This window comes from Bacteroides helcogenes P 36-108, assembly GCF_000186225.1.
GTDB classification, from domain to species: domain Bacteria; phylum Bacteroidota; class Bacteroidia; order Bacteroidales; family Bacteroidaceae; genus Bacteroides; species Bacteroides helcogenes.
Genome location: NC_014933.1, coordinates 2,540,500 through 2,553,966 on the forward strand (window position 1 = coordinate 2,540,500; position 13,467 = coordinate 2,553,966).

10 protein-coding genes are annotated in these 13,467 nt (G+C 48.5%); 9 read left to right on the forward strand and 1 reads right to left on the reverse strand.

The window, feature by feature from the left end; translation table 11 throughout:
* Positions 1-71: 71 nt before the first annotated feature.
* The 9 genes from BACHE_RS10315 to BACHE_RS10355 all read left to right on the forward strand — a co-directional run bounded on the left by BACHE_RS10315 (position 72) and on the right by BACHE_RS10355 (position 12,091).
* Positions 72-1,391 carry an ABC transporter permease gene (locus BACHE_RS10315; RefSeq protein WP_013547641.1) on the forward strand — a complete coding sequence of 440 codons (1,320 nt, stop codon included), beginning with the start codon at positions 72-74 and terminating at the stop codon, positions 1,389-1,391.
* A 27-nt stretch (positions 1,392-1,418) separates the two neighbouring features.
* Positions 1,419-2,762: an ABC transporter permease gene (locus tag BACHE_RS10320; protein WP_013547642.1), complete on the forward strand. Its 1,344-nt coding sequence runs from the start codon at positions 1,419-1,421 to the stop codon at positions 2,760-2,762.
* 106 nt (positions 2,763-2,868) lie between these two features.
* Positions 2,869-3,534 carry an ABC transporter ATP-binding protein gene (locus BACHE_RS10325; RefSeq protein WP_013547643.1) on the forward strand — a complete coding sequence of 222 codons (666 nt, stop codon included), beginning with the start codon at positions 2,869-2,871 and terminating at the stop codon, positions 3,532-3,534.
* A gap of 34 nt (positions 3,535-3,568) precedes the next feature.
* Positions 3,569-4,843 (forward strand): ABC transporter permease, encoded by a 1,275-nt coding sequence (locus tag BACHE_RS10330; RefSeq protein WP_013547644.1) that lies wholly within the window; start codon positions 3,569-3,571, stop codon positions 4,841-4,843.
* Positions 4,844-4,858: 15 nt separating this feature from the next.
* Positions 4,859-6,118 (forward strand): FtsX-like permease family protein, encoded by a 1,260-nt coding sequence (locus BACHE_RS10335; protein WP_041579338.1) that lies wholly within the window; start codon positions 4,859-4,861, stop codon positions 6,116-6,118.
* 44 nt (positions 6,119-6,162) lie between these two features.
* Positions 6,163-6,777 (forward strand): GIN domain-containing protein, encoded by a 615-nt coding sequence (locus tag BACHE_RS10340; protein WP_013547646.1) that lies wholly within the window; start codon positions 6,163-6,165, stop codon positions 6,775-6,777.
* Between the two features lie 9 nt (positions 6,778-6,786).
* Positions 6,787-8,067, forward strand: coding sequence for an ABC transporter permease (locus tag BACHE_RS10345; RefSeq protein ID WP_041579340.1), 1,281 nt, complete (start codon positions 6,787-6,789; stop codon positions 8,065-8,067).
* Positions 8,068-8,104: 37 nt separating this feature from the next.
* On the forward strand, positions 8,105-9,373 hold the full coding sequence (locus BACHE_RS10350) for an ABC transporter permease (RefSeq protein ID WP_041579341.1): 1,269 nt from the start codon (positions 8,105-8,107) through the stop codon (positions 9,371-9,373).
* A 105-nt stretch (positions 9,374-9,478) separates the two neighbouring features.
* Entirely contained in the window at positions 9,479-12,091 is a 2,613-nt protein-coding gene (locus BACHE_RS10355) for a sensor histidine kinase (protein WP_013547649.1), read from the forward strand.
* Here the strand turns inward: BACHE_RS10355 and BACHE_RS10360 are convergent, their stop codons facing one another.
* Positions 12,092-13,327, reverse strand: coding sequence for a fucose isomerase (locus BACHE_RS10360; protein WP_013547650.1), 1,236 nt, complete (start codon positions 13,325-13,327; stop codon positions 12,092-12,094).
* Between the last annotated feature and the right edge of the window lie 140 nt (positions 13,328-13,467).

Below are 13,467 nucleotides of genomic sequence, written 5' to 3' on the forward strand. Positions count from 1 at the left end.
GATGTATCCCCTGAAGAAACAGTTGTTCATCTCTCATAAAATGGAAAACTATTAAATAGCAAAATAACAATATGATAAGCAAATATTTGAAACAATCCTGGACATTGCTGAAGCAGAATAAGCTTTTCAGTACGCTATACATTGCAGGCACGGGACTTGCCATTGCCATGACCATGGTTATAGCCATGGTTTATTACGTCAAGATGGCCCCCGTTTATCCAGAGGTGAACCGTTTGAACACGCTCTACCTCACCAGTTGCAAGATGGAAAGCGGACCGGAAGGCAACAAGTCGCAATACCAGTGGGCGGTGTCTTACAAGGCTTTGCAGGACTGGTTCTATCCCACCAAGAACGCCCTATACGTTTCGGCGCAACTGAACGATGTGGCATTTAGTAACAGCTACATACAGCCTGCCGACCTTAGCGGGGATTTCCCGGTGAAAGTCAAGCTCACTGATCCTAATTTCTTCCGCATCTACCGGTTTCGTTTCTTGGAGGGCAATCCCTTCACGGCTTCCGATTTGGCAAGCGGCATCTGCACGGCTGTCATTACCGACGAACTGTCACGCCGTCTGTTCGGCACTGTCGAAGGGGTGGTGGGACGCTCGTTCCGGCTGGATTATATTGACTACCGCGTATGCGGAGTGGTTCATTCCGGCAGTTACCTGATGCAGAGATCTTATTCGCAGGTCTATCTGCCCTATAGTGTCGCCTCCGGCTATCGGGAACCTAAATATGGTATGGACTATATGGGAGCGTTCAGCGTCACTTTCCAGGTGAAGGACGGCAAGCAGGGCGATGCCTTGCGGGCAGAGCTGAAAGAGATTGCCCGCAAGGAGAACCTGATGCATCCCGATGAATGGAAAGTGGAGTTTTGGGAACAGCCCATTCCGCATCTGCTCAGTGTGTTCCAGTCCTATGTCAGCAAGGAACTCGATGTATGGGCCACGGTGCGCTACTTCCTGCTGATGCTGCTCGTCCTGCTGTTAGTGCCTTCGCTCAATCTGAGCGGCATGATAGGAAGCCGCATGGAGAGCCGCCTGGCAGAGATGGGCGTGCGCAAGTCCTTCGGCGCAGGGCGTAGAAAGTTGTTAGGGCAGGTGATGTGGGAGAACCTGTTGCTGACGTTGCTTGGCGGTGCATTGGGACTGCTGTTGGCATGGCTGGCGCTCTACGTGTCGCGCGAATGGGTATTTACCGTGTTCGACAGATGGAGCAGTGTGATTCCCGATGGTGTCGATGTCAAGGTATCGGGCGAGATGCTGTTTGCCCCGCTGGTATTTGCCGCCGCCTTGCTGCTGTGCGTGGTGCTCAACATGTTGTCGGCACTTATCCCGGCCTGGCATTCGCTGCGTCGTCCCATTGTGAACTCCCTGAATGAAAAAAGATAAATAAGAAGACTGAAACACGAAAAGATTATGTGGAAATTGATATTGAAAAATCTTTGGGCACGCCGTCGCCGCAACGGGTGGCTCCTGGCAGAACTGGTATTGGTGAGCATCATCAGTTGGGTGATACTGGATCCGGTGATTGTAGTAACATACGACCGCAACATACCTTTAGGATATGATGAAGACCGCCTTTGCCTCGTCTCACTGGCCGCTTTGCAGCCCAATGCTCCCGGCTACGTGGCCGAAGCACAAGATTCCGCCTCTTTGGTGGACGGTTATCTGAGTCTGGTGCGCCATGCCAGAAGCTTTGAAGGCGTGGAACTTGCCACTCCGGTTTTAGGCTTTTGTTACCCCAATTCGCAGGGAAACGGGAATACTTTTTACACGGCCGAGGGCGACACCGTGCCTCACCAAGTCATGTGGATGCAGTTCCTGCCGCATACGCACTTCTTCGAGACCTACGGCTTCCGTCCGGGCACGGGGCGTACACCCCAACAACTGTCCGACTATAGCTATACCCAGCAAGACATAGTCTTGACCGAGGATGCGGCATACGAGATTTTCGGCACGAAGGATGTGCAGGGAAAGCGTACCGTGAGCTATAGCCATGGCGATACACTCTATAAAACAATTATCGGCACTTTGGGCTCTATCAAGGCGTATAGTGATTGGCGGCCTACGTCAGTAGCGTTTATCCCCACCTTGTCCATTGATGTGAGCGACATACCTAACTATGCCCAAATCCTGATACGGGTGAAGGAAGGAGTCAGCATGGAACGCTTCATGCACGACTTCCGTCCGTGGATGCTGAAGGAGATGCGACGTGGCAATCTTTTCGCCCGTTGCACCAGTCCTTACAGTGACCTCATTGCAGATTTGGAGGCAGACAGTTCCGCCCCCGTTTATCGCCGCAACCTGGCGATGGCGGTGTTCTTCTTCCTAAACCTTTGCTTGGGTGTCATCGGCACTTTCTGGTTGCAGACGCGTACCCGCCGCGAGGAAGTGGGCGTGATGCTTTCTTTCGGAGCCACACCGCGGCACATTGTCTGCCAGTTGTTGGGTGAGGGGACGGTACTGACGGTACTTGCCTCGTTGACCGGTTTTCTCGTCTATCTGCAATATGCGCTGAAGGAGGGGCTGAACAACGGACTTGATTGGCACAACTCGGCGGTGACGGCTTGGACGTCGAACTTTGGAACAGCTTCGGTGGAGCCACTCGAAACATATTGGGTGAGTAGCTTTGCGCAGCATTTCAGTATTGTGTCGCTCGTCATTCTTATGATATTGTTGGTGGTAGTGCTTATCGGCATCTATATCCCCGCCCGCAGCATCAGTCGCATACCGCCTACCGAGGCACTCCGTGACGAATAAGGTGGCCGAAAGCAGTAGAGTATTCATTTTCGGACATCTTGATATGATTTTAAAAGCCAAATGATCAGAAATAAAATTAGATAATAACAATTAAATACTTACCATTATGATTAAGTTAACAGGCATCAACAAAATTTATCGTACCAATGAGATTGAAACCATGGCATTGGAGAATGTAAACCTCGAAGTGAATAAGGGAGAGTTCCTCAGTATCATGGGACCTTCAGGTTGTGGCAAGTCCACATTGCTTAATATTATGGGTTTGCTGGATGCACCTACCAGTGGTACGATTGAAATAGCCGGAATCAAGGTGGAAGGGATGAAAGATAAGGAATTGGCCGCTTTCCGTAATCGGAAGTTAGGTTTTGTATTTCAGTCTTTCCACTTGATTAACTCACTGAATGTACTGGATAATGTGGAACTGCCCCTGCTGTACCGGAAAGTATCGGCCAAGGAGCGCCGTCGTCTGGCCGAAGAGGTATTACAAAAAGTAGGGCTGAGTCATCGTATGCGTCACATGCCTACACAGCTTTCCGGTGGTCAGTGCCAGCGTGTAGCCATCGCTCGTGCCATCATCGGCAATCCGGAGATAATACTCGCCGATGAACCTACCGGTAATTTGGATTCCAAGATGGGTGCGGAAGTCATGGATCTGTTGCATCAACTCAATAAAGAAGACGGACGTACCATTGTGATGGTAACTCATAATGAAGAACAAGCTAAACTGACTTCAAGGACTGTCCGCTTTTTCGACGGACGTCAGGTAGAGTAAGTATCGTTTTAATTATTAATTATCTACTGAAAAAATGAGAATTATAAGACAAGCCTTTTCCATTTTGAAGCTTAATCCGTTGTTGAGCACGATTTCCATATTGGGTACGGCTTTTGCCATTACCATGATTATGGCCGTCGTGATTACCTGGCAAACGAAGTATGCTGATTTGGAACCTGAGGTGAACCGCAGCCGTTGCCTCTACTTTTCCGGTATGCACGTATATGACAAGGAAAAGAAAGGCAATGATAATTGGAGTAATCCTTCGGCGGCATTCATGAAAGAGTGCGTGCAGCCGGTGTCCGAAGTGGAACACTGCACGGCATTTACTGTAGCTGGTTTGTCGTTGGCTTCGTTGTCCGATGGCAGCAACCGGGTGAAAGTGGATGCCATGCAGACAGACCCCGGTTTCTGGAAAGTGTTCGGCATGCAGTTCCTTGCCGGACGCGGACTCTCTGAGGCCGACCGTGCGGGAAATAGCAAGGCGGTGGTGGTTTGCGCATCTGTAGCGCGGAAACTGTTTGGAAGCACGGAGGTAGTGGGGCAGGAATTCCTGCTGAACCGGGAACTTGCACGCATCGTGGGAGTGGTGAAGGATGTTTCCGTCACTGCGAAGGATGCGTATGCACAAGTGTGGGGCATGTACAGTACCGACGAACTGAAAGTGACCAATGCACGCAGCTATCTGGGCGGCATGCAGATTGCTGCACTGGCGCGTACACCCGATGATTTCCCTGCCATCCGGCAGGGCATAGCCAGGCAGGTGGAACGCGTCAATGCCGGATTGGGCGATAAGCAGATAGACATTATGGAGCAACCGGACAACATCGTGGCGCACGTCAACCATGTATGGGCCAATGTAGGACCGGATCTGACGATGCTCTATCTGCAATATGCCATAGCCTTGTTCATCATCCTGCTGGTTCCGTCGCTCAATCTGTGTGGTCTGAGCAACAGCCGCATGCAGCAACGCACTGCTGAATTGGGTGTGCGCAAGGCCTTTGGTGGAACTAAAGGTGTGCTTGTGCGGCAAATACTGAACGAAAATTTAGTCCTGACACTGTTAGGCGGATTTGTGGGATTTCTTTTCAGTTACCTGGCAGTATATGCCATGCGTATGTGGCTGTTCACCAACAGTCAGAATGTGGGTACGTCGGGCGAATTCAGCTTGAGCATGGGGGCGTTGTTCAGCCCTTGGGTGTTCTTGTTAGCATTTGCTTTCTGCGTGGTTATCAATCTGCTTAGCGCGGCACTGCCTGCATGGATGGCGGTACGACGCACGATCGTGGATTCTTTGAACGATAAATAGAAGGAGGCATTTGATATGAAATTTACGATACATAACTTACGTATGATAATGGCACGCTTCAGCAGCAATGGCTGGGTGTTGGCAGAACTTTTCCTGGTATTCATAGTGATGTGGTTCCTTTGTGATTCGCTGGGCTGCATGAAATATACTTTCTACCGTCCGCTGGGCTACAATATCGAGCATGTTTATCAACTGTCCACCATTGTGGGCGGAGAGAGTCGGGACACAAGCCTGACTGCTGCCGACAAGTATCTGGGCATACTGAAGAAATTGGAGCAAGAGCCTTCCGTAGAGGCGGCAGCCCTCTGTTACTGGAGTCTGCCGATGAGTGGTAGCAACAGTTACAGTTCGTTGGTGGTGCAAGACACTTCTTGGGTGCAAGGACGTTGTATCTATGCTACCGGAGGATATATGGATGTTTTCCGGATGAGTGATGATCCGCGCCACCCGTTCCGTGACACTCCCGCAGGATGGAATAATGTGACACTGAGCAATGCCGCCTTTGAGCGTTTTCGCAAGAAGATGCCGGAGTTTTCGCAGGCTACACTGCTGGGCAACGGTGATTCTGTCACGGTCATCAAGCAGATGGGGAAGACCGGTGCTTTCCGTTCTTACCGCTATGGAACCGATGCACCTTGGTTCTTCTATCACTTGGGAGAGAATATGATTAAGACTGAATTTACTGACAATTGGTCTCAGATTGTATTCCGTGTGAAGCGTGCCGCTGACGGACCTGATTATCGGGAGAAGTTCCTCCGCAAGATAGCGCCGAAACTGGACACTGATAATGCGTTTGTAGCCGATGCTGCTCCTTATACCGAACAGCAGTTGCAGTTTGAGGTGATGAATGGTGATACGGATAAGGTGAACAGTCAGACTGTGGTAGTGCTCTTCCTGTTGGTGAATGTGTTCTTAGGACTGATAGGTACTTTCTGGTTCCGCACTCGCCGCCGTCGTTCTGAAATAGCCCTGCGGATGGCTATGGGCAGCACGTGTGGCGGAGTGTTTCGCCTGCTGATAGGCGAGGGGCTGTTGCTGTTGGTATTGGTGACGTTGCCTGCCATGATTGTATGCTACAATGTGGGTGTGGCGGAATTTACCATTGGACGGACTTCTCTTATATCTACTTGGCCGGTGGAGTGGAGTGTGACGCGTTTTCTAATTGGATCGTTAGTGGCATGGGTGCTGATAGCGCTGATGGTGGTGACGGGAATATGGTTTCCGGCACGACAAGCCATGAGGATAGAACCGGCAGAGGCATTACATGAAGAATAGGATGAAAAGACAATAAAGTATTAACAATAAAAGAACAAAAGAATATGAATACTAATGTGATAGGTATAATCATTGCATTGCTGCTTGCATTTGCAGGGGGTGCGTTGGCACAAGATGCCAAAGTGAGTGAAATCCGTAAAGTAGATAATTTTTCATCCATAGAGGTGGTTTCGGTCGCTACGGTATATTTTACCCAAAGCGATACGTATTCTTTAAAGATTGAAGGCAAGGAGAAATATGTGAAGACCACCACTACTTCGGTGAGTAATGGTATCCTTACCATCGGCATTAAGGATGGCGACAAAGAGGTACGCAACCGCAAGGAAGGTGTGACAATATACCTCACGGCTCCGGATTTGAAAAATGTGGAGTTTACCGGAGTGGGCAGTTTTAACTGTGAGAAGCCTTTGAAACTGAATGCAGTTAAGTTTCAGATAGAAGGAGTGGGCAAAGTGAATGTGAAGGATTTGACTTGCCGCACTCTGAAAGTGGAATTGGACGGAGTGGGCAAGGCAGCCATCAACGTAGATTGCGATTATCTTTCCGCCGATGTGGACGGTGTGGGTAGTGTGACTTTAAGTGGTACGGCCGGAAAAGCTGATATATCGAAAGATGGCATCGGCAGAGTGAATACCCGTAATCTGAAAGTAGGGCGTTGAGTGATGCGAATGATACGACTTTATTTTCAACAATCCCTCTATCATTTGCGCGAGAATCCCGTCATCACTTGGGTTTCCGTGCTTGGTACGGCGCTTGCCATCTGCATGATAATGGTGCTCGTCATCACTCTGCAAGTACGTATGGTGGACTGTGAGCCGGAGATTAACCGTTCACGTTCGCTCTATGTTTCTACTATGTCGGCCAAGCAGAAGGGGGAAAGCGAAGCTCACTCCGTCAACGGATACATGTCCGTGCAGACAGGGCGCGAATGCTTCAGGGCACTGGCCGATGCCGAAGCCGTCACGCTGACATCGTTGAGTGAGAAAGTGCGCGTGGCATTACCTGCAGGGGCAAAGATGACAGCCGACATGGTACAGACCGATGAGGATTTCTGGAAGATTTTCAGCTTCAGGTTTCTTTGCGGTGTGCCTTTTACAAAGACAGACTGTGACTCCGGACTTCCGCGTGCGGTAATCTCCGCCACTGTGGCACGTCGGATTTTCGGTCGGACAGATGTGGCAGGACAGACGGTGCAACTGAATGCCGTGGACTATCTTGTCACCGGTGTGGTGGCCGATGTTTCCGTGCTTGCCACTTCGGCCTATGCACAGGTATGGGTTCCTTACAGCTCGAACGATGCCTCCACCATCTCTTGGCTTGGAGACACCATGGGCATGATGCATGCCATCATCCTTGCACATTCTGCGGCCGACTTTCCGGCTTTGCGCCGCGACGTGGAGACGCTGCGCCGCAAGTACAACGAGGGATTGGAAAAGATTGAAGTATTCTATCGCGGGCAGCCGGACGGACAGTTTGCCAATCTCTACCGCAAGTGGGGTGATACACTTGATACGACGGGTATCGTCAGGCGATATGTTCTTGTAGTGCTCATCCTTCTGCTGATACCTGCCATCAATCTCAGCAGCATGACACTGTCGAGGATGCGGAAGCGCATGACCGAAATAGGAGTGCGCAAGGCATTCGGGGCCACAGGTTTTGAACTGGTACGGCAGGTGTTCTTCGAGAATCTGTTGCTGACGCTGTTTGCCGGACTTTTAGGGCTTGTTCTGAGCTATGCAGCCACTTTCCTGCTGAACGGTTTTTTATTCGGCAACAGCACCAATGCCTATCTCAACGGAGATACCGCCTTGACGGCAGGCATGCTCCTATCTCCCTGGGCTTTCATTGCCGCTTTCGGCTTCTGCCTGCTGATGAACCTGCTCAGTGCTGGTATTCCTGCCTGGCGTGCCTCGAAAATGAACATCTCGGATGCGATAAACCAACGATAGAATAATGTCTCTTGAAAGAAGGATTTATAAAGAACAAATGAATATGATGCTAAGACAGATAAGGAACGAATGGCACAGCAACTTCTTCCTGTTCATGGAATTGATGCTGGTGTTTGTCATATTGTGGTACATTGTGGACTGGACGCTGGTCACGCTTCATGTCTATCGCGCTCCGATGGGTTTTGACACGGAGCACTGTTATGATATTGCCGTCAGCAGGCTCAGTCCCAAGTCGGCACTCTATAACCCTGCACTGACTTCGGACGATGATATGGAACAGTTGGTGGAGATTGCCGGGCGCTTGCGCCATCGTCCCGGCATAGAGGCCGTGGCTCTTTCGCAAAACTGCTATCCTTACAATGAAGGAAGTAACGGTGTGGAGGTGGGTATAGACACCGTGTCGGTAAGTGTCCGTCATCTTTGGGTGGAGCCGGATTTCTTCCGCCTTTTCCGTTACGGAGCTTCGGATGAAACCGGATATACCCGTATGGCGGCTGCCTTGCGTGAAGGCAAGCTGGTGGTTTCTTCTAACTTGATGAAGGAGGGACATCCTGAATTAGGCCTGAATGATGCTGCCTCGCTGCTGGGGCGTGAAGTGAAGCTTCTTAGTTTTGACAATGAACCTCGAACCATTGGTGCGGTCGGTATGCCGGTACGTCGGTCACATTTCAACACCATTTCGCAATGGGGAGGTCCGTACGCCGCTACTTACCTTGATCTGGCAAGGTTGAAGGAGTACGGTAATCCTCGCTACATCACCCTTAACGTTCGTGTCTCTCCCGATGCCGATCATGGTTTCGCCGATAAACTGATGGCCGATGCCGACCGTCTCTATCAGACAGGTAACCTCTATCTGCTCAACGTCACCTCTCTCAATGAACATCGGGAGGCGTATGAATTGGAGGATATGAATGAGATGAAGACGCAGCTTTGCGTGCTGGGCTTTCTACTGATGAACATCTTTCTTGGAGTGATAGGCACGTTCTGGTTCCGCACACAGCAACGGCGTGGCGAAGTGGCTCTGCACATGGCTTTGGGCAGTAGTCGGAAGGCTGTTTTTTCACGGCTGATGGCCGAAGGAATGCTTCTTCTCACATTCTCGTCCATACCAGCCATTGTCATTGCTTTCAATGTGGGAGTGGCCGAACTGTTGGATGTCAGCAAGATAAATTTTACAGCCCTACGCTTCTTGCTTGCTGTTGCGGTCACTTGGCTGCTGATGGCGATGATGATTGCTGTCGGTATCTGCTATCCGGCAAGGCGTGCGATGAAGATACACCCTGCTGAGGCATTGCATGAAGAATAAGTTGATTTTTTTTAATATTTATTGAATAATCTTCTTTGTTAAAAATTAAAACTTCTATCTTTGCGAGCATAACGACCGACTTTTTATCGGCGAATAGCATCTACTATGAAGAAGTTCCTTCTGCCTATATTATTAGGACTGGCGGTTACATTGTCATGCACTTTGTCAGCCGCAGAGCGCACATATGACATTTTGTTAATACAATCATATACTGACCGCACTCCTTTTCATGCTTTGCTCACCAAGGGTTTGAAGGATGGTCTGAGCAAGGGAGGTGTCAAGGCGAATATTACTACGGAATATATCAATGCCGATTATTGGTCTTATGTCTCGGAATGTGTAATTATGCGTCGTATCTGCGAGAGGGCGCGTGGACGGCATACGGATTTGATTGTGACTGTGGGTGACGAGGCCTTTTATGATTTGATGACATGTGGAGACTCATTGGGGCATCGGTTGCCGGTCATTGTTTCTGGTATCAAATACCCTAATGAAAAATTGATGGAACATTTGCCCAATGTCGCCGGATTTACAGCCAAGACAGACTTTAAAGGGCTTCTCTATGAGATTAAGCGGATATTTCCCAACCGTAAAGAAATCATTTGCCTTTCTGACAGTGCTTTACTCAGTTATCGGGGAACTAAAAAATTAGAGGATGACTGGCTCCTGTTCCAACAGGAAAATCCTGAATATACTTTTCTCAAAAAGAATGTGCAGACACAAGCTCCCACAGCCATTATTTCTTCCATTTGTTACGGTTACAATGCATACAATCGTGTCGTTATTGCTCCCAAGTGGAGTCCTTTTCTCTCTTTTATCGGTAAAAACTCAAAGGCTCCTGTATTTACCGGACAGAACTTGGCTTTGACCAACGGAGTGTTCTGTGCCTATGATGTCGTGCCCTCAGAGGGTACTTGTGCGGCAGGAAAACTGGCAGCCCGGATATTGCAGGGCAAAGTTGCCGTTTCTTCCTGTGGAATTGTCAATCTTGATGGGACGTTTTTGTATGACTACAAACAACTGGATTTTTTTCGTGTGGACAGCAGCATTGCAGATGGGCATGGCATTATTATGAACATCCCCTTTAACGAGCGTTACGGTATATGGCTCATTTTATTCTATTCTATTATCGTGGTGGTATTGGTGATATTGGTTATTTGGCTGATACGTTCCAATCGAAAGGAGGCCCGCCGTCGTATTCAGGCTCAAACGCGTTTGCTGATACAAGCTCGTCTGGTGGAACAAAGAAATGAGTTCGATGATATATTCTGTTCTATCCGTGACGGTCTGATCTCCTATGATACGGATTTACGCATCCATTTTGTCAACCATTCACTGATGCTTATGCTCGGACTTTCGCCCGAAACGCATACGGCTCGTTTTTATGAAGGTCAGATAGCCGGTTCTATTTTCCACATATATGTTGATGGTGAGGATATTCTGACGGATTTGTTGAAGAATGCCTGTGAATTACAGAAAGCTGTGCCTATTCCGGCCAACGCTTTTATGCGTGAGAACGTACAGGGAATTTATTTTCCGGTTTCAGGTGAGGTGGTTCCGGTCTTCGCCAAAGGCCGGATGACTGGCATGGCATTGGTGTGTCGCAATATCTCGGAAGAAGAAAGACAGAAACGCTTTTTCAACATGGCCATAGAAGAAAGTTCCGTTTATCCTTGGCAATATGATATGTCCCAACAATGTTTCGTATTTCCTGCCGGATTATTTCATCGCCTCGGTCATAGAGGGAGTGTGGAAACCATGACATTGGAAGATGTGAGAGATATTGTGCATCCGAATGACCGTGAGGCTACTCACGCCATTTTCGCCGCCATACTGCAAGGACACATGGAGAAGCCCCGTATGAGTTTTCGCGTAAGGAAAGCCGACGGTGGTTATGAGTGGTGGGAGTTTCGCTTTACCATCTACAATGGACTGACTGAAGATGATCCGTATATGGTATTGGGGGTGGCCCAGAGCATACAGCGTTATAAGGATACGGAAGATGCCTTGATTACCGCCCGTGATCATGCCATGCAGGCCGATAAGTTGAAGTCTGCTTTCCTTGCAAATATGAGTCATGAGATACGTACGCCTCTGAATGCCATTGTCGGTTTTTCTGATTTGCTGAAAGACTTGAATGCTTTTTCCAAAGAGGAAGTGCAAGAATTCGTAGGGTTGATTAATACCAACTGTACTTTGCTGTTGGCGTTGATAAATGATATTCTTGACCTTTCGCGCATTGAAGCCGGTACGATGGAGTTCAATCTTGCAGAATTCAATTTGAACTATATTATGCAAGATATCTATGATTCCCAGTATCTGAGCATGCCGCAGGGAGTGGAACTGCGCATCGAATGCCCTGTGGAAGAAGGCAAGTCTATACATACAGATATTGTCCGTCTGAAACAGGTGGTGAACAATTTGGTAAACAATGCCAAGAAGTTTACCGTGCAGGGCAGCATCACGATAGGCTATACGGTCGATGAACCAGAATATACCACCGTATATGTGGAAGACACCGGTAAGGGTATTCCCGAAGAGGCTGCCAAGCATATCTTCGAGCGCTTCTATAAAGTGGATAATTTTGTGCAAGGAGCCGGTTTAGGATTGAGCATTTGTCAGACCATTGTGGAACATCTGCGTGGTACTATTTCCGTTTTTTCCCAAGTAGGAAGAGGAACGCGTTTTGAGGTAAGGATGCCTGATGTAAACGAGTGATTATTCCACCCGCTTGCATCCGTTTGCCTGAAGAAACTCATTCAGCATGATTTCGTAATTGCCATTCAGCATGATGTGGTGATTCCCCAAAGGATTCTTCAGGAAGTATTCGGCGGAAGTATTCATTTTTATGCGTACCTGTGTGCGGCACATATTGATGTAGTTGGTGTTTTCGGTCAGTGTTCCCGTACTCAGATAATATTCATCCAGACATTCGCTGCCACATTTCACGATGGTGACATCTCCTGTGGGCATGATGCCTTGAATTCCGATGCCGCTTTCTGTTTCAAAATGATTGCGGATAATGAATTTCTCTGTTTGGGCTATACCGACGGTGCAATGTGCCAGTATGATTTCGTTTGTGCGGGTATTTACCATAGAAGGATTGGCCATGAAAGAAGATTTTCCGGTCAGCGCTTTTACTGCAAGCATGCTGAATACAGATTGTAAATCACCTTCACATCCGGCAATGACTCCTTCATCATTCAGCAGGGAAAGAGCGAGGCATCCGGTAGTTCCGGTTTGCTCTATCAGCCGGAAGCAGCTCAGGGTGATGGCACTCAGTTTGTCTTCTTCCACAACTTTCTTGACTGCACGGTAAAGACGCATTGCCTTTATCATGTCTTCAGGGGTGGCTTCGCGGCAAGCAAGTGCTTTCCCGGCAAGTGAGGCACAAGATTCTCCCACCTCATCGTCTGCTATCTGCCCATAATATTCGTATATCCGGTCCAGTGGAACATCTATGTATTCAACTCCCCAGCGGCGTTTGGCAAGCAGGTAATCCACATTGCTGGCGATGAGCCAACTGGATGGAGTGCCTATTACACCGATACGTGTTCCTACAAGGCTGCGTTGTGCCTTGAAGTTGCCATGCAATACGAAAATACGTTTAATGATTTCTGACAGTTCACCATGCAGAATCTCACTTTTCATGCCGCGTCCGCGTAGCCAGCATGAAATTTCGAGGGCTGCGGCAAATGAATTCTGCATGCCGTCTGCCAGGAGTATGGTAGGGCGGGGAAGGGATTCGAAATGCTGGATGACCAGTCGTTCTACTCCTCCCGTAGCAATAAACAGGATACTGAAATCATCGGGAGTCAGTTTGTTGATGTCTTGGTAATCGATGAAATTGACGGTAAAGTACTTTTCCAACTCTGTCAAGATCATTTCATGAGAACTTCGGACGGATACTTGCTTATGCAAGATGGAAGCAAAGGTTATTAGGTTGATGACCATAACTTTATTTACGATTTACTATTGAACGGTTAAAGTTACTTAGCTTGTTTATAATTCAAAGGTACAAGTTTCTTTTCAGACAGCATAACGTTTTTAATATAGATAAGGTTTTTAAAGTTTTTATGTCTTAGCAGCTTTTG

What these genes read in the sequence shown, in the direction of transcription:
- BACHE_RS10325 (WP_013547643.1), top strand. Translation starts at nt 2,869, where the DNA reads ATGATTAAGTTAACAGGCATCAACAAAATTTATCGTACCAATGAGATT.
- BACHE_RS10340 (WP_013547646.1), top strand. Translation starts at nt 6,163, where the DNA reads ATGAATACTAATGTGATAGGTATAATCATTGCATTGCTGCTTGCATTT.
- BACHE_RS10360 (WP_013547650.1), bottom strand. Translation starts at nt 13,327, where the DNA reads ATGGTCATCAACCTAATAACCTTTGCTTCCATCTTGCATAAGCAAGTA.
- BACHE_RS10345 (WP_041579340.1), top strand. Translation starts at nt 6,787, where the DNA reads ATGATACGACTTTATTTTCAACAATCCCTCTATCATTTGCGCGAGAAT.
- BACHE_RS10330 (WP_013547644.1), top strand. Translation starts at nt 3,569, where the DNA reads ATGAGAATTATAAGACAAGCCTTTTCCATTTTGAAGCTTAATCCGTTG.
- BACHE_RS10315 (WP_013547641.1), top strand. Translation starts at nt 72, where the DNA reads ATGATAAGCAAATATTTGAAACAATCCTGGACATTGCTGAAGCAGAAT.
- BACHE_RS10335 (WP_041579338.1), top strand. Translation starts at nt 4,859, where the DNA reads ATGAAATTTACGATACATAACTTACGTATGATAATGGCACGCTTCAGC.
- BACHE_RS10355 (WP_013547649.1), top strand. Translation starts at nt 9,479, where the DNA reads ATGAAGAAGTTCCTTCTGCCTATATTATTAGGACTGGCGGTTACATTG.
- BACHE_RS10350 (WP_041579341.1), top strand. Translation starts at nt 8,105, where the DNA reads ATGAATATGATGCTAAGACAGATAAGGAACGAATGGCACAGCAACTTC.
- BACHE_RS10320 (WP_013547642.1), top strand. Translation starts at nt 1,419, where the DNA reads ATGTGGAAATTGATATTGAAAAATCTTTGGGCACGCCGTCGCCGCAAC.